Source organism: Sporosarcina ureilytica (genome assembly GCF_001753205.1).
In the GTDB taxonomy this organism is placed as follows: Bacteria; Bacillota; Bacilli; order Bacillales_A; family Planococcaceae; genus Sporosarcina; species Sporosarcina ureilytica.
In genome coordinates, this window is record NZ_CP017560.1 from 572927 (window position 1) to 592557 (window position 19631).

The window sequence follows — 19631 nt, forward strand, 5'->3', positions numbered from 1 at the left end:
AAGATGAAAAGTCCGTAACAGCCTTTATTGGCTGTTACGGATTTTTTCGTAGGTTGCAATGATGAAATCTTTATAAGGTGATTGGGGCATTGGGGCAATATTGTCATAAGCCAATTTCGCGTGCGCTAAAGCGTTCTCTCTATTTCCGAGTTTTAGGTAGCATAATGCACGATAGGCGTCTCCCTCATAGAGAATGGATAAATCGAATGGATGATTGAAAAAGTCACGGATCTTTACCTTTTCGAACTCTTCAATTGCACTTTTGTATTGATGTAATCCAAATAGGGCCTTTCCTTTTTCAAAGGAATGGAAGTCTTTATAGACTTTACCTAGTTGAAATTTGGCGTCATATTTTTCTAATAAATCCAAAGCTGTTTTATATTTTTTTTCAAAAGAGGTTAGACGATGTACTTTGATAAAATTAACGAACAAAATTGAGTTTTTATCGTCGGTAAATTCTCCATACAGTTCAATCTTTTTCATATAGTATTTTAACTTTTCGTCATCACCTGTCATCATTGCATGAAATGTTGCGAGTCTGTATAAGTGATCAATCTGATAAAAGACTTGCTTATCTTTAGAAAATTCAATTGCACTTTCCATAATCTTTAATGCTTCATCTGAATTCCCTACCGCAAAGAGCAGTATTGCCTCCGTATAATCAAAGTCTAGTCGTGTCATTGGATCTATAAATGTATTTTTTTGTTCAATTTCGGAACGTTCGTTTTGTAATATTTCCAGTGCTTTTTTATAGTTGCGTTCTGGAAAGTGAACCATTGAACGAAATATCCCGATAGTTGCACGTCTTTGGGTGATATTCATTTGTTCATACAAAGCAGCGGCTCTATCCGAATAGGTTTGCCATCCGTCTATTTTTTCAAAGTGAAGCGTACGGCTATACAGTTCCAATAACCGGGCAGACTCATATCCTTGGGTTAATTTAGGAAGATAGGGGTTAATTAATGCGATTAATCGATCAAATTCATCCGACAAGTCATCAAACTCCGTGTGAAAAAGTTTTTCGGCCTGTCCTAATACTTCTCGCAATTCCTGGTTGCTTACTTCCTCCAGTAACTCGGAAACATCTACTCCCAGTCGTTCTGCAATATAAGAAAGACTTTCCATAGAGGGATTTGCTTTGTTGTTTTCTATAAGGCTCAGCATGCCTTTTGTAAGTGTATTGCCCGCTAATGCCTCTAATGTTAGTTTCTGCTGTTTCCTTAACTTTCGTATACGCTCTCCTAACGTGTCCATGTCACACACTCCTATTCATATAGTTTAATTATATTAAACTTCCTCTTGCAATGGAAGTGGAAGGCATGATATGATTTGTTTAATACAATTAAACTTTTTTGGGGGGTTAGTTTTGGAAAAAGCTTTAAAGTTAAAAAGGGCTACTTATCATTTGTGGACATTTACGGTTAGCAAGCTCATTTCATCATTTGGTGCACAAGTTTATGCATTTGCAATTAGTTTTTATATTTTACAAATAACTGGTTCTGCAACGAGCTTTGCTACAAATTTAATTTGTAATATTTTGCCGAGAACAATTGTCGCACCGTTTGCGGGGTATGTTGCAGATAATTATTCCAGGAAGAAGATTGTTATCACTGCACAAATTGCTACAACCTTGGCGATTGGCGGTCTATTATTCGTTAGTTTGACGTATGGGTTATCGCTCGTGGCAATTTATACGACAACGGCGATTTTGTCATTAACGACACAGTTTTCCGGGGTAGCATTCACTTCCTCGATTACGGGACTTGTTGATGAAAATCGAATTCAAAAAGCGATGTCATTAAATCAAATGTCGATTTCATTTGCTGCGATTGGAAGTCCGGCAGTGGGCGGCCTTTTATATGGAGTGGTATCAATGCCGGTTTTTCTTTTGATGTATATGACTGCCTCTGTATTAGCGGTGATTCTCGAATCTACAATGAATTTTAAGTTATTTGCCAAGCGCAAGGAAGTTGCGGAAGGTGAACTAAAAGAAACGATGTTCCAAAACATGAAGGCGGGTCTTTCATATTTGAGATTACAGCCAGTTCTTACGGCAATTATCTGGATATCATTATCGATAAACTTTTTATTCGGAGCATTTATGGTTGGTTATGCATTTATTTTGATAGAAAAAATGAAGATGCCGTCGCAACATTTTGGATTGACGGAGGGGGCCTTCGCGGTAGGCATGTTGCTCATGTCAATTTATTTATCAACAAGAAAAGATTTAGAGTATCCGCTACTAGTTGGTAGACGTGGCATAATTGTTATGGGGATTATAATGGCGGGAATTGGGTTACCGTTATTCATTTCAATGCCTTACGCTTGGATGTTCGTCTATTATGCAACCCTTATGTTTAGTTTTGGTGTAACGCAAATTATTGTGAATACGCCGCTGATGGTTTGGATGCAAAAGTCAATCGATGATGATTTCAAAGGCCGTGTATTTTCAATTCTTGAAACGATGTCGATGGCGTTGATGCCGCTTGGTATGGTTTTGTATGGATTCTTATACGATATATTACCTGCGCAGTGGATATTGCTCGCTTCAAGTCTCCTGCTTATCGTTGCGGTGTTAATTTTGGCACGTCCTTCAGTGGTGCAAAAAGCGCATCCTGAACTGGCGGGGAAAGGCAATGTGGAAATGAAGATTGTTAAAGAAAGTGGAAACTAATCGTAGGTAGCACGTATGAACGAAGATGAAGTATCGTTATTTATCTGTAGCATTTAGAGAAGTTCATTTAATAATAACGCCATCGCATAGTGATTCCGTGCGATGGCATTTTATATTTTCTTTTATTTTGTAGTGGGGGCTTGTACCATTTTTAATGAACGATTGGATAGGCTAAATAAGAAGACAAGACCAATAGATAAAATGGCAATCGTTGCTGAAACGAAGTAGAGGCTGCCTGCTGTCTGTGTTAATAGCCATGTGAATAATAAAGGCCCGATAATGCGTCCCATATTGTCCATGGAGTAGGTCATGCCTGCCGCGGTCCCGTACTGGCCGCCAGACTCTTTCGTCGTTAAGGACACTAAAACTGTACGTGCGAGCGCATTGCCCGCGGTAAATATGCTGAGTGCTACGCCCGCCCAAAGTAAGCTCGATGAGAATGGAATTAAGACAACACCAATAGCGGTGACAATTTGCGCGCCGATGATCCACTTCGTTTCCGTCCCGTTCTTAACTCTTCTGACGACACCGCCTTGAATGGCTGCATCCACAAATCCACTTGCCATAAATAGATAACCTAGTTGAAGCGGGGTAATTGCAATTTTATCGATTTGAAACAATTGAAATGTCGCTTCAATCCCCGCAAGGATAAGTGTGATGGTAAAGGATAGTAAAAATAAATATCTAACGCGGTAACTCCATAAGGTCATACCGCCTTTCGGAAGCCAAGCACGTTTATTCGCATCTCCACGTCGTTCAGGCTCTTTCAAGATGATGCTTGCATAGATCAATAAGAGTGCGGTTAAAATACCTGATGCGATGTAGGGGACTTGTAAACCGAAATTCCCCAGTATGCCGCCGATTGCTGGACCAAAGATAAAGCCAAGCCCAATGGACATCCCCATTAAGCCCATATATTTATTACGGTTTTCTTCATCAGTTAAATCCGCAACGAATCCTGTGACTGCAGTATATAGTGCGCCAGAGAAAACACCGCCGATAATTCTTGAAATATATAAAAGTGTTAGTTGATTGATGAATAAAGCAAAGAGAAAAAAGCTAAGACTAAAACCAACCAATCCGGTTAAAATTAACTTCTTTCGGCCAGTATGATCAGATAATGAGCCCCAAAGAGGTGCTGTGAAAAAGGAAGCAAGTGCATAAACGGTGATTAAACCACCAACGTGAATATCTGACAAGTTTTGTTGCACAATGACTTCTGGAAGGATTGGAATGATGATGCCGAATCCTAAATAAACGAAAAATTGAACGGACATTAGCAGAAGAATTGCTTTTTTCATAATAAAACCCGCTTTCTTTTAACTCATTGCCTACATTTTACGCATCTTTTCCAAATTCTACAATAAATTAGGTTGTCTTTTATGTGTAAGTTAGGATTCACTTGAGTTTGTGAAGCATTCACGATAAAAGTGTGAAATAAAAAAGTGATTTAGGAGTATAAAAACTTTACAAATTGGTTAATTTGTAACATAATTGAAAGATTTAAAATGCCTGATTCGTGGTATACTAAAAGTATCGAAAATGCATGACTGATTGTATTGATTTTGGAAGACTAACCACGCACATTTTACATTTCAATTAAGCAGAAGTTTATATAGAAAGGTCGAGGTGGAAAAGATGGCTCAAGAAACGGAATTGAAAAAAATCATCTCCAACTTGGCGAAGTTAGGTGTTTCAGCGACTAAGACTAAATCTCGTCTTGAAATGCTGAAAGTCCTCATGCCGCCTGTACAAGACCCACAAATTCAGTCACAGTAATTTATCAATATTCATTGGTAAAGATGATTGTTTAGAAAATAATTAAAAGATTGAAGTCATAACAAAAAAACTGTTATGACTTCAATCTTTTTTATTTAAAACAGCAGATGTAGCCGAATGCCTAAAATTCGCATAGATTAAATAAGAAGAATGGAATTTGTCTCAAAAAATTCTAGGAGCGATACCTTTGGGACCTTTTAACGAACAAGATGAAAATAACCAATTAAGTTTCAGTGAAAGGATAGGGTTATTAGGTGCGGTTTTAGTGGCGATTGGGGATGCCTTAGCCTTAGCATCGGTCGCGGCAGCCATTGATGAAGATCGTCAGAGCAATCAAGAACAAACGCAGCAAATTGAAAATTTACAAAAACAAATCGATGAATTGAAAAATGAAATAAGCAAAGGGCAAGGTTTGCCTGATGCTGAGACGAAGTGAATAAGACACATGGTTATCACGATGCTTGTGGGGCGTTTGGCCATCAAATTTACCTCTTAAAAAAAGCTCTAACAGATAATGCGTATCTGCCAGAGCTTTTCTTGTATTTGTGTATTTAATTGTCGCATCAAACCAGCGCCTTCAGCATTTCAGTTATTCATCTTCGTCTGCTTCGAACATGTAGGTTCTGTGGTGGAATTTCATGCTGAAGATGAGGCCGATTGCGAGCATGTTACTCATGAGTGAGCTTCCCCCGTAACTGATGAATGGTAATGGGATTCCTGTAATGGGCATGACTTGGATGGTCATACCAATATTTTCAAATACGTGGAACGTAATCATTGCAATAATTCCTGTACATACATATGTACTAAAAGGGTCTTTTAATTCTAGCGCAATTTTAGTCATATGATAAATTAAGAAGAAAAATAGACCTATAACCACACATGCCCCGATAAAACCGTATTCCTCTCCGATGACACTAAAGATAAAATCCGTGTGGTTTTCAGGGACGTAAACTTCACGTCCGCCAAATCCTTTACCCGACATCCCACCAGAACCGATTGCTGTTAATGACGAGATTAGGTGCATCCCTTCACCGGAAGGATAAGAGTATGGGTCAAGCCAAGAATAGATTCTTTCAAACTGATACGGGTCAAAGCCGAGCTCGATCATGAAGTCCTGGGCATAGATGGCTGCCCATAATAGTGCAGTACCAGTTGTCACCCCTGTAACAAATACAGGAAGTATGATTTTCCATGAAATACCTGCCACGAGAACCATCGCAGCGGTAATCGCGATAAGTACAATTGAAGTTCCTAAATCGGGTTGCTGAGCAATAAAGCCGAGAGGAACGACGAGTACTAAGAACATTTTTCCTAAAAGGATAAAGTCTGTTTTAATTGTTTTATTTTCAAATTTTTCATGGTGCTTTGATACTAAACGTGCCATACCTAGGATGAAAAATGTTTTAATAAATTCAGCAGGTTGAATTCTTCCGATGGGTTCCGGAAAATGCAGCCATCTTTTTACGTTGGCGTGTGTCTGTCCGATTTGACCTACTCCGCTTGGGGCAAAATAAAGAAACACGAGTAGAAAAACTCCGAATCCATATAAATACCAAGCAACTTTTTTATATTGTTCTGGCTCAAAATACATGGCCCCTGCAATAATAAAAATACTAATCCCATACCATATGAGTTGTCTTGGAACATAATTTGCATTTGCAGACCCAATCGCAAATAAGCTAACAATACAAAATAGCAGTAATATAAAGGCGAGCGTCCAGTCGAAACGCTCAATTGGCTTGTTTGATAATTTCATTATATATTAATCACCTTTTTTACACTTTATTGGCTGTAAACTTTTACGAATTACTATAAAATTCATAGTAACGGTAATTTAGATTACTTTTATTGTCTAGCTTCAGCCGCCAGCCGCCGACAGGACGTCGGTCATGCAGTCGTTGCCAATCGAACAGCGAAGGGTTCGATTTGCCGTATTTCTGTGTACTCTTCAGAAATTAAGGCACAAATCAGGAAGTGGCGGTTTCAGCATTTCTTTATAATTATACAGTAAATGAGACGACTGTGCCTGCATAGAAGTTGCTAAATGGTTATAAGTAATTAATTTCAAGACAAACGTTCATGTAAGTGGCCTTGTCATGGTAAACTGTAAATATCAATTAAAAAAGAACGGTGAGTGATGTAATATGAAAAAAAGATTAGGGTTAATTTACGGCGGTAAATCAGCGGAACATGAGGTGTCTTTATCAACTGCCCGCGCTGTGATGCAGGCGGTAGATTTTGATAAATACGAAGTAATCCCAGTTTATATTACGTATGACGGCGAATGGAGAAAAGGTCAGTCTTTGGCGAAGCCGGTTGAGACTATTGAGGAGTTAAGATTAAAAGGGAATGGTGAATCGCAAAAAGATAGTATTCATCAATTTATTAACGGAGCGGGTTTACCGGATATCGTATTTCCTTTATTACACGGAACGAACGGTGAGGATGGAACGGTCCAAGGGTTATTTGAAGTGTTGAACATTCCATACGTTGGAAATGGCGTGCTTGCCTCGTCAGCAGGTATGGATAAAATTACGATGAAGCAATTATTTGCCCAAGTCGGATTAAAACAAGTGCCATACGTGTATTTTAATCGCAGCAATTGGAAGGAAAGTCGTGATGCATTCATCGCAGAAGTTGAAGAAGCGTTACAATGGCCTGTTTTTGTCAAGCCGGCTAATTTAGGTTCGAGTGTGGGAATTAGCAAGGCAGCAGACCGTGAAGAGTTCATTGAAGCGGTAGACCTTGCGCTGAAATTTGACCGTAGAGTGATTGTTGAAGAAGGGGTCGACGCAAGAGAAGTTGAGGTTAGTGTAAAAGGGAATGATGATCCTGTTTGTTCAGTTTCTGGGGAAATTAAACCTGTTACAGATTTCTATGACTATGATGCAAAATATAAAGATGGCAATACAGAATTAATTATTCCAGCAGCTGTTACAAAATCCGTGCAAGAAGAGATGGAAGATATGGCAATTCGTGCGTTTAAAGTATTGGATTGTGCAGGGTTAGTGCGCGCAGACTTTTTTGTCACGGCTGATGATGAAGTGCTCATTAACGAAGTCAATACAATGCCTGGATTTACGCCGACAAGTATGTTCCCGCTTCTTTGGAAAAACTCAGGCGTAGCATATTCGACGTTAATCGATGAGTTAATTGAACTAGCATTAGAACGGCATGCAGAAAAAGCAAAAATACAATACACAATGGATTGAGGTTGTGAACAGTGAAGGAAAGGTTAAAAACGGTTGCCGATTGGTTACAAGTTGATGGGCAACATGTCGGAGAAGTCATAATACATGGCGTGTCCATTGATTCGCGCACGGTGAAGGAAGGAGATTTATTTATTCCTTTTCGCGGTGAGCAAGTAAATGGACATCGTTATGTTCAAAATGCGATTGAACAAGGAGCAGCGGCTTCTTTATGGTTGAAAGATGAGCCAAATCCACCTGAAAATATTCCGCTCCTATTTGTTGAGGATGCGGAACTTGCACTTCAAGAGATGGCAAGGGCTTATCGGAGCGAATTAAATTGTAAAGTCATTGGAATTACTGGTTCTAACGGTAAGACGTCGACAAAAGATTTAGTCGCAAGTGTATTGTCACCTTACGCGAACGTAAAGAAAACAGAAGGCAATTTTAATAATGAACTTGGACTTCCATTAACGATTTTATCTTTAGAAAAAGATACTGATTTTGCTGTGTTGGAAATGGGTATGAGCGGTTTCGGTGAAATTTCATTTTTATCGACACTTGCGAAACCAGATTATGTTGTGATTACGAATATCGGGGAAGCGCATATGCAAGATCTCGGTTCTCGAGAAGGCATTGCGAAAGCGAAATTTGAAATCATTGACGGGCTTTCTGAAGTTGGCAAATTATTATTCGATGGGGATGAACCATTGTTACAGCCGCTCGTTAAGCAGGCAACAGAAATGACAGCTTATTCGTTCGGTTATGGGGAAAGTAATGATTTGGCACTTCAATCTGTCCAATCGACAGACGCCGGTAGTGAGTTTACAGTAAAAGGTCTTCTAAACGGGACATTCACGATCCCTGTATTTGGTGCGCACCAAGTGAAAAATACACTTGCAGCGATTCTGATTGCAAAAGAAGTCGGGGTATCGGTTGAGCGAATTCAACAAGCACTCAAATCCGCTAGCTTAACAGCGATGCGCATGCAACCAGTTATCGGCAAGAACGATGCGCTTTTTATTAATGATGCGTACAATGCTGCGCCGACTTCCATGCAAGCAGCACTATCCTTCCTGAAAGAAACAGGGTTAAGGAAAGAGAAGTGGGTTGTATTAGGAGATATGCTTGAATTAGGGGAAAATGAAAAAGCTTATCATGAAGCGTTAAGTGAAGATTTATTACAAATGGATCTTGCCGGGATCTTGCTATATGGCCCACGTATGAAGTGGCTTTACGATGTGTTGGAAAAAAAGATAAACAATCAAAAACTCTTGTGGTCTGAAAGTGAATACGGTCCAATCGAACAGGAACTTAAAAAAAATACAGGTTCTGGGGCCGTAGTGTTATTAAAAGGGTCTAGAGGCATGGCGTTAGAGCATGTGCTTAATGCTTTTCTAGAAAAGGATTTTCATTGAAGACAGGTGTTTTGTTTATTCACGGTTTTACGGGCGGGACATATGAGGTGCAGCCGCTCGTTACATATATAAAAAAGCATACGGATTGGTGCATTGAAGTACCAACTTTACCAGGCCATGGGGTGACACTTGATTTAGGGAATGTGTCCGCCCAAAATTGGCTAATGGAAGCGGAACTCGCGATGCGTAAATTAAGGAAAAGGGTAGACCGTGTCATTGTTGTTGGTTTTTCGATGGGTGGGTTAATTTCCATGTATCTGTCATTACGCTATCCGGTTGATAAACTCATCCTTTTAAGTGCGGCTGCAAAGTATATTAGCCCTCGGATTCTTCTGGATGACGTTCGCATTATGTTAACAGAATCGATTACGAAGAATTACACACCCAATACGTTTTACCATTTGTATAACTATAAATTAACAAACACGCCACTTAGAGCTACGTTTGAGTTTTTAAGGATTGTCAAAACAGTAAAGCCTTATTATGAGCAGATTACATGTCCAGTATGTATCGTTCAAGGTGAAAGAGATGGTATTGTGCCTTATATTGCAGCGGAACATTTATATAAGGAACTTGGTTCAAGTAGAAAGTTATTAATCAAATCCCCAACAGGTAAACATCATATTTGCTATAGTGAGGATAATAAACAATGGTTTTCGGAAGTGCTTCAATTTATGAAAATCGGCATCTAACCTTGATTCACCGAGGTTAGATGTTTTTTTGTTTAGATAAGTTCGTTTCAAGCACGCCCGCGGAAAGCGGCATCTCGGAATGGAAATCAGCGTTTTTCGGAAATTACTACTACTTCAAAGCACACCCATTAATACTCGGTAAAAAACCGATTAGATAAAATTAATCTAAATACAAATAATAAATGAAAAAACGTGAATACTATGGGTGTCTTAGGAAGTTCAAGAATCCATTGGTCATTCTTATAATTGTCTGAATTTGGCGTTGTTATGCAATTTTATTGCAGGTGAAGATTTCGCGTGGTACACTCTAAGGAGCATTGGATACATTTCACGGAACTCTTCATTTAAGGGAAGAGTACTTTTTTTTGAATTAACCGGTTTGTTCATCGATGATTAACCATTGTTCGTTGGTCGAACCGCTCGGCAAGGACCGGGCTTTCCCTTTCAATTATACACTCTAAGTGGACTTCTTAAAAAGTTTATCTTACAGAGGATGTAAATATCGGAAACGTTCCCTTTATATATAGACTGGCTCGAGTTTGCCGCGCTTTCATTTGCAAATGTAACCAATTGTCAAATGAAGAAAAAGGAGATTGAAAAAGTTTTGACTAAATTTTCAGAGCTAAATATTAGCGAATCAACACAACGCTCTTTAGCCCGCATGGGGTTTGAAGAGGCAACACCTATCCAAGAAGGTACAATTAAGTTTGGATTAGAAGGACGAGACATTATCGGTCAAGCACAAACAGGGACGGGAAAGACGACAGCATTTGGTGTTCCAATTATCGAGAACATTGATACAAGTAACCGTTCAATTCAAGCACTTGTGATTGCACCAACACGTGAGTTAGCAATTCAAGTTTCAGAAGAACTATACCGAATCGGGAACGATAAACGTGCGAAAGTTTTATCTGTTTACGGTGGGCAAGACATCAGTCGACAAATTCGTGCACTGCGCAACAACCCACAAATTATTGTCGGGACGCCAGGCCGTTTACTAGACCATATTAAACGTAAAACAATTAAGTTAGACAATGTTCAAACATTGGTATTAGATGAAGCAGATGAAATGCTAAATATGGGCTTCATCGAAGACATTAATGCGATTATGGCAGCCGTTCCGGCAACACGCCAAACGTTATTGTTCTCTGCAACAATGCCTGCACCTATTCGTAAAATTGCAGAAACGTTTATGAAAGATCCGGAAATCGTTAAAATTAAATCAAAAGCAATGACAGTTGAAAATATTGAACAGTTCTTTGTAAAAGCACAAGAACGTGAAAAGTTTGATATTCTGTCACGCGTATTAAACGTTCATCAGCCTGAATTGGCAATTGTTTTTGGACGTACAAAACGCCGTGTCGATGAACTTTCACATGCACTTACAATTCGTGGTTATCTTGCGGAAGGTATCCATGGTGATTTAACACAAGCGAAAAGAATGTCAGTTCTTCGTCAGTTTAAAGAAGGAAAAATTGATATTTTAGTTGCAACAGACGTTGCGGCACGTGGGTTAGATATTTCAGGTGTGACACATGTTTATAACTTTGACATTCCACAAGATCCTGAAAGTTATGTGCACCGTATCGGTCGTACGGGACGTGCGGGGAAAAATGGTGTAGCTGTTACATTCGTAACACCACGTGAAATGGGTTATTTACGTATCGTTGAAGAAACAACGAAAAAGCGTATGACGCCGTTAATTCCACCGACTTCAGACGAGGCACTATTGGGTCAACAGCGTTTAGCGGTTGAGCAATTAACTGAAATCATTCAGAAAAACGAACTTCATGATTATAAGCAACTTGCATCAAACTTGTTGGAAAATCATGACGCATTAGAAGTTGTAGCGGCTGCGCTGAAAAACATGACGCGCGAGCCAGATGATACACCTGTTAAAATTACAGAAGAACGTCCACTCCCATCAAGAAATAGCCGACGTGGTGACCGCGGAGGTTATAAAGGGAATCGTGGCGGCGGCGGTCGTCGTCCATCTCGTGGTGGCAGCAGTCGTAGTCGTGACGGACGTGGCGGCAGTGGTGGTGGCGGATCACGTCGCGGTCGCGAAGGTGGAAATCGCGGCAGAGGTCGTTCAAGACGTCCATCTGAATCATAAACAATATTCCCAAAACCGAAATTGCTCTCGCGGCAATTTCGGTTTTTTGTTATTTATATAATCTCCCATTGAAGGTGGATTATCGTGAAAAAATTTAAAACATGAAACATTTAGTCTGACTTTTCGTATAGAATAGAAGAAATGGATGAAAAGGAGTGCTTATTTTGAGGGGACAGCCGAGCAATCGTATTTCGGAAAAAGGTTTGCGTGTCTGGAGATTATACGGCATCATACAGACTTTCTTTGTTTTATTAGTGGCAATCGGCGTAGGCGTTTTAACATACATATTTGAATGGCAGTGGTACATTTACGTGATTGCGGCGATTATTGTTATTGCTTATGCTTATTTCTTTGTTTATTTATTCCCCAAAATTAAATGGTTACGTTGGCGGTATGAAGTGCGGGAATCTGAAATCGAATTACAACATGGGTTGTTTATTGTGAAAAGAACGCTCATTCCGATGGTTCGTGTTCAGCATGTTGATACATCGCAGGGGCCAATATTAAGGAAATATAATTTGGCGGGCATTACGATTTCGACGGCGGCAACCAATCATGAAATTCCAGCACTCGTTGTTGAAGAGGCGGATGATCTAAGAAGCCGGATTTCAACGCTTGCAAGGGTGGCTGATGATGATGTCTAAGACTCGTTACCAGTTACATTGGATTACAGCGGTCATGTCTGTTTTGAAAACGTTGAAAGAGATGATTGTTCCAATCCTTATCCTTGTTTTTGCAAATGGCGTGAATGACACTGGAAAATGGTATCTCGATTATTTAACATTTCTCATTTTCGGCTTTTTGATTATCGTGTTTTTCGTTACCGGCATTATTAAATGGAAGCGTTACGTCTACTGGTTTGAAGAGGATGAGTTGCGGATTGAGTATGGATTATTTGTGAAAAAGAAACGGTATATTCCTTTTGATCGGATTCAAAGTCTCGATTATACAGAAGGGATTTTGCATCGCCCGTTTAATTTAGTGAAAGTGAGTGTGGAAACGGCCGGTGGTTCCGCTTCGTTAAAAGCGGAGGCGGAATTAACAGCGATTACGAAAGAAGCTGCAACTGTTATTGAAATGGAAATTGCCGAAGCGAAGAAAAGGAAAATCCAAGGTGCAAATCTAGACGAAGAATTCATTGAAGAGGTTGAAGTTGAGCGTGAATCATTGGTAAGGAAGATTTTCGCGTTGTCCGGGAAAGATCTACTCGTTTTGGCCACGACTTCTGGCGGTGTAGGGTTAATTATCTCAGGTGTGATTATTTTTCTATTTCAATTTGCGGATATACTTCCGATTGAGTGGGCGTATAGGGAAGTTTCGGTATTTATTAAGTCAGGGCTATTACTAGTTGCAATTGCTGTGTTTTTGATTCTACTCGTCATTTGGGGAATTTCTGTAGCGATGACCTTTTTTGCGTATTACGGATTTACCGTTCAAATTGACGATGAAGATATTGTGATTACACGTGGGTTGTTAGAGAAAAAGAGAGTGACGGTGCCGTTAAACCGTGTGCAAAGTGTACGTATTGTAGAAAATCCGTTCCGAAAACTATTCGGTTATGCGAATGTTGTCATTGATAATGCTGGTGGCGGCGTTGTTGGAGAAGGGGCTAAAATTAATTTATTTCCAATTGTGAAGAAGGAGGCAATCAATACACCGCTTGGGGAATTGTTTCCCGAACTTGTATTAGAAAAGCCTACAAATAAGTTGCCTGCACGAAGTAAACGATTTTATTACAGGATTGAGTTTGTCTGGATGGTTCCGGCAGTGGCTGCGTTGTCTTATTTCTTCTTTCCGTTTGGATTATTTTCATTCTTGATTGTGCCAATTGTGATTTCGTGGGGATTATGGCACCATCGTTCGGCGGCTTATGAAATATCAGGGAATCAGTTAACAATGCGTTTTAGAGCGTTTAGCCTACAAACCGTGTATATGATGAAAAATCGGATTCAATCGATGGAAATGAAACAAAATTACTTTCATCGAAAAAGAAAAGTCGCAACCGTTTCCGCAGCAATAAAATCGGGGATGGGTGCGTTTTATGCACAGGTGAAACATATGGAAGAAGAGGAAGCAGAACGTATTCTCGCATGGTATGAACCTGTACGAGAAGCGGTAGTTGTGGAGGACCTAGACATTGAGCAATAGTAAAGGCGAAGGAATCGATCATCGTCATTCCTTCGCCTGTTTTTCTTCTGAATCATTGCCGATTTGGCTTTCGCCAACTGACAATGCGTTTTGGATTAAAGTAACTAAGGCCGATAATAAATCCAACAATTAAACCAGTAATATGGGCAGTAACATTCACATTTGATTGAAGAAATGTCATGACAACACTAATTGCGATAATTGGTAAAATGACTTGGCGTAATTGGGGCAATGCATGTTTTGTATAATAAACGAGCGCGCCATATGCGCCAAATAAACCGAAAATGGCACCACTTGCCCCAACATGATTATAATCATACGCGTGAATAAAAAACGTTGCGACGTTGGCAAATAATCCTGATAAGAAGTAAAGGGTAATCAAGCGCATTTTACCGATGATTTTTTCAAGTTCGGGACCGAATACGAATAAGCAGAACATATTAAATAAAATATGCATAAAACCGGCATGTAAAAACATCGGTGTAAAAAATCGCCACCATTCGCCACTTGCGATCGCGGCATTCATGCCCATTCCGCCGTAATAAATGAGTCCCCCAATACCGGGAAGTAAAGTTACTAGGAAAATACCAATGTTTAGCGCAAGTAAGATGGATATCACTGGATAAAATCGAATATATTCGGAAAAGCTTTCTCTACGGGTAAACATTTTTTCACCTCAATCTGTTATTCCATTATACATATTTTTATTACATAAAGGAAAGGAGTCGATTTAGTGATTACAGGAATCGGATTGGACGTTGTTGAACTTGATCGTATCGCAAGTTTAGATGCGAAATCACCCAAGTTTCGAACCCGAATTTTAACGGAAAAGGAGCTGGAAATTTACGAGTCTTACCGCGGTCATCGCCGAATAGAATTTCTGGCAGGACGTTTTGCCGGAAAAGAGGCGTTTGCAAAAGCGCGAGGTACCGGAATCGGTGCAGAATGTAATTTTGTTGATATTGAAATAATCCCTAATCGAGCTGGGAAACCAGAACTATCTTTCAAAGGTACTGTCGTGAATGGTTTTATTTCAATTACACATACAAAAAATATTGCGGCTGCTCAAGTAATCTTGCAAGCATAAATGATAAACCTTCCTCATAAGATGCATTATCCGATTGAAATGAGAAAGGATGAACAATTTGCGTAGCCGAATATTAGCTCTAATGTTAGTTGTAGTTGCAGTTGTCCTCGCAGCGTGTGGAACACCATCAAAAGAAGATGTCACGAAGAAACTTAGTGGCAAATGGAATGACACAAAGGGGTATGAGCTTCAAGCAACGATGGAAATTAAGACCGGTGCCGAACCGAGGGTGTATGACGTTGAAGTTTGGCACACGAAACCTGATTTTTATCGGGTCAATGTAACACAAGACGGTAGTGGAGATTCTCAAATGATTGTGCGAAATGAAGATGGTGTTTTCGTCGTCGCACCTTCACTTGGCAAGACCTACAAGTTTCAAAGCGACTGGCCTGAACAAAATAGTCAAGCCTACTTAATCGGTGCATTGTCTGAAGATATTATCGCGGATGCGAATGCCACGATGACTGAGAAAGACAAGACGTATGTTTTTGAGACGGTCACAAGAAACAATCATAAGAAAGTGTTGCCAACACAAGAAATTCATATCGATAAGAAAACGTTGTTGCCAAAACATGTTTCAATCTTGGATGAAAACAAAGAGGAACAAATTAAGATTACGTTTAAAAAGATTACACTCGGCACTGACAGAAAAACAGAAGATTATGCTGTAGACACAGACGTCGATGAGGAAAAGCCTAAGGAAGACCCTAAAGCAGATGCTGAAGCTGAAGGTGCAGAATCCGAAGATGGTGAAGCGAATACAGAAGACGCGAGCACGGAGGAAGATGGTGCCGATGAACAAACGAGCTTGAATACGTACTATCCAACTGTTGAATGGGAAGGCGTTACATTAATTGATGAGGAAGCAGTCAAAACCGAAAGTGGAACGCGCATTTTTATGACATTTGGAGATGCGAAAAAGTATACGATTGTTCAAGAGCGTGCAATGCCATCTGATAATTCACTGCCCGTTTCTATGGATGGTGACCCGGTTGACTTAGGATTTACGGTCGCAGCCATTACGGACAAATCTATACGATGGGAAAGTGACGGCATTTCATTTTTCATTGCATCTGATATGTTGACGAGAGATGAAATGATTGAAGTTGCGTTGTCTATGTCCGCTGGTGAAATGAAGTAACTTATACCAATGTTCATTCCGGGTAATGCACAGGGCATGTTTTTGAAAGTAGGACGTAAAGTAAAGATATAGTTGACGAGATTAGGTCAATAATCAGATAATAGAATGTACTACACCATAAAACGAGGGATTTGACGTGGCGAGTACACACTATTATCGACCGACGAAGGCAATCATCGATGTCGGTGCAATTAAAGAAAATATAAAGGCTTTAAGAAATTATTTGAGAAAAGAAACTGCGATCATTGCAGTTGTAAAAGCGGATGGATATGGTCATGGCATTGTGGAAACTGCTCGAGCGGCGCTTCAGTCTGGGGCGGCAATGGTTTCGGTTGCTACTCCAGATGAGGCGGTTTTCCTAAGAGAAAATGGCATCACTAGCGAGATTCTTGTTATGGCTCCGTCTCCTGTTTCATTTGCTAAGAAAGCAGCTGAATTAGGGATATCTGTCACAGTTACAGATGAAGCTTGGTTGAGAGAAGTACAGCAGGAGCAAAAAAGATTTAATAATAAACTTAAAATTCATGTCAAAATTGACTGTGGAATGGGTAGGATAGGAATAAGGGATGAACAAGAACTTCGAACAATCATGCAGTTAATGGAGAAAATGACTCATTGTGAACTGGATGGGGTATTTACGCATTTTCCTTGTGCGGACGATGGATGCAGCATAACCACAAAGGAACAAAGTGAGCTATTTGTAAGATTCGTGAATTTGTTTCCTAAAAAACCACGTATTGTCCATGCTTCGAATAGTGCAGCTACTTTGCTGTATCCAGAGTACGGGTTTGACGCGGTTCGTTTTGGGATCAGTATGTATGGCATTGCCCCGTCCGACTATGTACAAGAGAAATTACCTTTTCAACTAAAAAAATCTTTGTCAATCGAAAGTGAATTGTCGTTTGTAAAAAAGTTAGCAAAAGATTATCACATTGGTTACGGTGCGACTTATAAAACTTCGTCGGAGGAATGGATTGGGACAATACCGATGGGGTATGCGGATGGGTTGAAACGTGGACTACGTGGCCAAGAGGTTCTTATTGACGGCAAGAGAATGCCGATTGTCGGAACGATTTGTATGGACCAATGTATGGTAAAACTGCCAGAGAGAATGCCTGTCGGTGAAAAAGTTGTATTCATTGGGAAACAAGGCGATGAAGAAATCACGATCGAAGAATGGGCTGAACGTATCGGCACAATACCTTATGAAATTGCAGTGTCATTTACAAGTCGGGTTCCAAGGGTTTATCAGGAAGAGGATTAGAAATGTGGGCACTTTCGACAATGAATCACTCGTTATGTAGTTAATTGTCAAACAAACTCTAAATATGCCTTCTCAACTCTATCAATTAATGCTATGATTGAGGGGAAGATAGTAGAGTGAACGGGTTTGTTGGAGGTGCTGACGTTGCGTGAAAAGAAAAGCATGAGAGAGGTTATTGTTAAAATTCCGAAACGAATGTTGAATGAAAATGAACATACGGTCGTCCACCACGGGCAGGAGCGAGGGGATTTTGTATATATTTCGACAAAACGCTATGAGACCAATCATGAACCTGAGGCAATTCGAGAGGCCATGATGAAAGGGTATGTTGAAATGTCGCAAATTAACTTGAAAATTGCCACTGAATGTTTACATGTGGAATTTGAAGCTCAGCACACAGTGGAACGTCTCGTTAGCGGAGGATGAAAATTTGGCAATAAAACGAGGAGACGTCTTTTTTGCAGATCTGTCACCGGTCGTTGGTTCTGAGCAAGGGGGTACAAGACCGGTCCTTGTCATACAAAATGACATTGGGAACCGGTTTAGTCCAACTGTAATTATCGCAGCAATTACTGCGCAGATTCAGAAAGCAAAGTTGCCGACACATGTAGAAATCGATGCGGAAAAGTACCAATTCGAGCGGGATTCTGTAATCCTGCTCGAGCAAGTCCGCACGATTGACAAGTCGAGGTTAACTGATAAAATCACGCATCTTGATGAAATGTTGATGGAAAAAGTCGACGAAGCATTAGAAGTAAGTTTTGGGCTCGTAAAATTTTGATATACATAAAAAGAAACATCACGGATTTTCATCTGTGGTGTTTTTTCAATTGTTTGAATAAAACGCGTGTAATCCTTAATAAAATTCGATACAATAAAAATATAAAAACATTAATTGAATTGGGGATAGGGAGGTCAATTAAAACGATTATGAATAAGAAACTAGCAGTCAATATAAACAATCATATGGATGAAATTTTACAAAAATGGCAGCAGAGAATGAAAGCGGTTAAGGGAGAACGTTTCTTTCAATATATGCCTATTGAAGTAGTGGATAAAACGAGTAGAGAATTTGCGGAACTGATGACGTCTAATTTGTCGACTACTGAAGAGGCGAACCATGAGAAGTTATCTGATTTTGCTGAAAAAGTTGTTCGTTTTGGTTGGTCTATGAAGTTTGTCAATAAATCGATTGAAAACTTCTCAGATGTAACATTTGAAATCTTAGAGGAGGAGGGGATTATTAATGACACCAATTTGAGAAGGTATATGAAAATCTTTTCCTATTGGATCGATCCTTTACGAGATAGTATCATTGATGCGTATTCTGTCGAGTGGGAGCGTACGGTAAGTTTGCAAAAAATTGCTTTACAAGAATTGTCAGCTCCCCTGATTCCAGTTTTCGATAAAATATCAGTCATGCCACTTGTTGGAACAATTGACACAGATCGTGCAAAGTTAATTATGGAAAACTTATTAGAAGGTGTCGTTAAGCAGCGTGCCGATGTTGTGCTACTAGATATTACGGGTGTACCAGTAGTCGATACGATGGTGGCCCACCATATTATTCAAGCGGCGGATGCTGTTCGGCTAGTTGGAGCAAAATGTATGTTGGTTGGGATCCGTCCCGAAATTGCTCAAACGATTGTTACGTTAGGAATCGAGTTGAATGACTTTACAACAACGAGTACGTTGCGAAGAGGGATGCAAGAAGCGCTCAAATTGACAAAACGCAAAATTGTGGAGGTAGAATCCGAATGAATATGCGTATCCCGATTTTAAAACTAAATAAAACATTAATTGTTTCTATCCAGTGGGAGCTCGATGATCAGACGGCGATACAATTTCAAGAAGATTTACTGAAAAAGATACATGATACGAATGCAAGAGGTGTCGTTATCGATTTAACGCCGATCGACTTTATCGATTCATTCATTGCGAAAGTGCTAGGCGACGTGATTCAAATGTCTGGACTGATGGGCGCAAAGGTGGTCATTACGGGTATTCAACCTGGGGTTGCCATTACCTTAATAGAGCTCGGTATCCGTTTGCAAAACGTGATGACAGCGCTAGATCTTGAGAATGGGCTGGACAAGCTTCATAAAGAATTGGAGGAGTAGT

At 39.9% G+C, this 19631-nt stretch carries 20 protein-coding genes; 16 read left to right on the forward strand and 4 right to left on the reverse strand.

Annotated features, from left to right (window positions below; all coding sequences use genetic code 11):
* Nucleotides 1–24 precede the first annotated feature (24 nt).
* A complete protein-coding gene (locus tag BI350_RS02915) occupies nt 25–1254 on the reverse strand; it encodes a helix-turn-helix domain-containing protein (RefSeq protein ID WP_075526770.1) in 1230 nt (409 codons plus the stop codon).
* A gap of 112 nt (nt 1255–1366) precedes the next feature.
* Here BI350_RS02915 and BI350_RS02920 point away from each other — a divergent pair, with 112 nt between their 5' ends.
* Nucleotides 1367–2674, forward strand: a complete 1308-nt coding sequence (locus BI350_RS02920; RefSeq protein WP_075529206.1) for an MFS transporter — start codon at nt 1367–1369, stop codon at nt 2672–2674.
* A 122-nt stretch (nt 2675–2796) separates the two neighbouring features.
* On the opposite strand, the gene BI350_RS02925 is transcribed toward BI350_RS02920, so the two are convergent.
* Nucleotides 2797–3975: an MFS transporter gene (locus BI350_RS02925; RefSeq protein ID WP_075526771.1), complete on the reverse strand. Its 1179-nt coding sequence runs from the start codon at nt 3973–3975 to the stop codon at nt 2797–2799.
* Nucleotides 3976–4312: 337 nt separating this feature from the next.
* Between BI350_RS02925 and BI350_RS17025 the strand changes: the two genes are divergently transcribed.
* Both BI350_RS17025 and BI350_RS02930 read left to right on the forward strand, forming a co-directional pair.
* The gene (locus tag BI350_RS17025) at nt 4313–4453 is read left to right on the forward strand and encodes an Lmo0850 family protein (protein ID WP_168157242.1); all 141 of its coding nucleotides are present in this window, start codon (nt 4313–4315) and stop codon (nt 4451–4453) included.
* A gap of 157 nt (nt 4454–4610) precedes the next feature.
* Nucleotides 4611–4889 carry a hypothetical protein gene (locus BI350_RS02930; RefSeq protein ID WP_155767459.1) on the forward strand — a complete coding sequence of 93 codons (279 nt, stop codon included), beginning with the start codon at nt 4611–4613 and terminating at the stop codon, nt 4887–4889.
* Between the two features lie 153 nt (nt 4890–5042).
* On the opposite strand, the gene BI350_RS02935 is transcribed toward BI350_RS02930, so the two are convergent.
* Complete coding sequence (locus tag BI350_RS02935; protein WP_075526773.1) at nt 5043–6212, reverse strand: FtsW/RodA/SpoVE family cell cycle protein; 1170 nt, start codon at nt 6210–6212, stop codon at nt 5043–5045.
* A gap of 388 nt (nt 6213–6600) precedes the next feature.
* On the opposite strand from BI350_RS02935, the gene BI350_RS02940 reads away from it, so the two are divergent.
* The 6 genes from BI350_RS02940 to BI350_RS02965 all read left to right on the forward strand — a co-directional run bounded on the left by BI350_RS02940 (nt 6601) and on the right by BI350_RS02965 (nt 14018).
* Nucleotides 6601–7668 (forward strand): D-alanine--D-alanine ligase, encoded by a 1068-nt coding sequence (locus BI350_RS02940; RefSeq protein WP_075526774.1) that lies wholly within the window; start codon nt 6601–6603, stop codon nt 7666–7668.
* A gap of 11 nt (nt 7669–7679) precedes the next feature.
* Nucleotides 7680–9062, forward strand: coding sequence for a UDP-N-acetylmuramoyl-tripeptide--D-alanyl-D-alanine ligase (locus BI350_RS02945; protein ID WP_075526775.1), 1383 nt, complete (start codon nt 7680–7682; stop codon nt 9060–9062).
* Complete coding sequence (locus tag BI350_RS02950; RefSeq protein ID WP_075526776.1) at nt 9059–9754, forward strand: alpha/beta hydrolase; 696 nt, start codon at nt 9059–9061, stop codon at nt 9752–9754. The genes BI350_RS02945 and BI350_RS02950 overlap by 4 nt, the downstream gene beginning before the upstream one ends.
* A 604-nt stretch (nt 9755–10358) precedes the next feature.
* Nucleotides 10359–11870, forward strand: coding sequence for a degradosome RNA helicase CshA (gene cshA, locus BI350_RS02955; RefSeq protein ID WP_075526777.1), 1512 nt, complete (start codon nt 10359–10361; stop codon nt 11868–11870).
* A 164-nt stretch (nt 11871–12034) separates the two neighbouring features.
* On the forward strand, nt 12035–12514 hold the full coding sequence (locus BI350_RS02960) for a PH domain-containing protein (RefSeq protein ID WP_075526778.1): 480 nt from the start codon (nt 12035–12037) through the stop codon (nt 12512–12514).
* Entirely contained in the window at nt 12504–14018 is a 1515-nt protein-coding gene (locus tag BI350_RS02965; RefSeq protein ID WP_082294942.1) for a PH domain-containing protein, read from the forward strand. The genes BI350_RS02960 and BI350_RS02965 overlap by 11 nt, the downstream gene beginning before the upstream one ends.
* A gap of 52 nt (nt 14019–14070) precedes the next feature.
* On the opposite strand, the gene BI350_RS02970 is transcribed toward BI350_RS02965, so the two are convergent.
* On the reverse strand, nt 14071–14685 hold the full coding sequence (locus BI350_RS02970) for a rhomboid family intramembrane serine protease (protein WP_075526779.1): 615 nt from the start codon (nt 14683–14685) through the stop codon (nt 14071–14073).
* A 66-nt stretch (nt 14686–14751) separates the two neighbouring features.
* Here BI350_RS02970 and acpS point away from each other — a divergent pair, with 66 nt between their 5' ends.
* From acpS to BI350_RS03005, 7 genes are all read left to right on the forward strand, one after another.
* Nucleotides 14752–15105, forward strand: coding sequence for a holo-ACP synthase (gene acpS / locus BI350_RS02975; RefSeq protein WP_075526780.1), 354 nt, complete (start codon nt 14752–14754; stop codon nt 15103–15105).
* A 58-nt stretch (nt 15106–15163) separates the two neighbouring features.
* A complete protein-coding gene (locus BI350_RS02980; protein ID WP_075526781.1) occupies nt 15164–16246 on the forward strand; it encodes a LolA family protein in 1083 nt (360 codons plus the stop codon).
* Nucleotides 16247–16382: 136 nt separating this feature from the next.
* Nucleotides 16383–17510, forward strand: a complete 1128-nt coding sequence (gene alr / locus BI350_RS02985) for an alanine racemase (RefSeq protein WP_075526782.1) — start codon at nt 16383–16385, stop codon at nt 17508–17510.
* Between the two features lie 144 nt (nt 17511–17654).
* Nucleotides 17655–17936, forward strand: coding sequence for a transcriptional regulator (locus tag BI350_RS02990; protein WP_245698291.1), 282 nt, complete (start codon nt 17655–17657; stop codon nt 17934–17936).
* A 4-nt stretch (nt 17937–17940) separates the two neighbouring features.
* On the forward strand, nt 17941–18291 hold the full coding sequence (locus BI350_RS02995) for a type II toxin-antitoxin system PemK/MazF family toxin (RefSeq protein ID WP_075526783.1): 351 nt from the start codon (nt 17941–17943) through the stop codon (nt 18289–18291).
* A 149-nt stretch (nt 18292–18440) separates the two neighbouring features.
* Nucleotides 18441–19271: an RsbT co-antagonist protein RsbRA gene (locus BI350_RS03000; protein ID WP_075526784.1), complete on the forward strand. Its 831-nt coding sequence runs from the start codon at nt 18441–18443 to the stop codon at nt 19269–19271.
* A complete protein-coding gene (locus BI350_RS03005) occupies nt 19268–19630 on the forward strand; it encodes an STAS domain-containing protein (RefSeq protein WP_075526785.1) in 363 nt (120 codons plus the stop codon). Before BI350_RS03000 ends, BI350_RS03005 begins: the two co-directional genes overlap by 4 nt.
* The last annotated feature ends 1 nt before the right edge of the window (nt 19631 follow it).

Coding starts and splice junctions, on each gene's coding strand:
- BI350_RS02915 (WP_075526770.1), bottom strand. CDS start 1,254: ATGGACACGTTAGGAGAGCGTATACGAAAGTTAAGGAAACAGCAGAAA.
- BI350_RS02925 (WP_075526771.1), bottom strand. CDS start 3,975: ATGAAAAAAGCAATTCTTCTGCTAATGTCCGTTCAATTTTTCGTTTAT.
- BI350_RS17025 (WP_168157242.1), top strand. CDS start 4,313: ATGGCTCAAGAAACGGAATTGAAAAAAATCATCTCCAACTTGGCGAAG.
- BI350_RS02935 (WP_075526773.1), bottom strand. CDS start 6,212: ATGAAATTATCAAACAAGCCAATTGAGCGTTTCGACTGGACGCTCGCC.
- BI350_RS02940 (WP_075526774.1), top strand. CDS start 6,601: ATGAAAAAAAGATTAGGGTTAATTTACGGCGGTAAATCAGCGGAACAT.
- BI350_RS02965 (WP_082294942.1), top strand. CDS start 12,504: ATGATGTCTAAGACTCGTTACCAGTTACATTGGATTACAGCGGTCATG.
- BI350_RS02970 (WP_075526779.1), bottom strand. CDS start 14,685: ATGTTTACCCGTAGAGAAAGCTTTTCCGAATATATTCGATTTTATCCA.
- BI350_RS03000 (WP_075526784.1), top strand. CDS start 18,441: ATGAATAAGAAACTAGCAGTCAATATAAACAATCATATGGATGAAATT.
- BI350_RS03005 (WP_075526785.1), top strand. CDS start 19,268: ATGAATATGCGTATCCCGATTTTAAAACTAAATAAAACATTAATTGTT.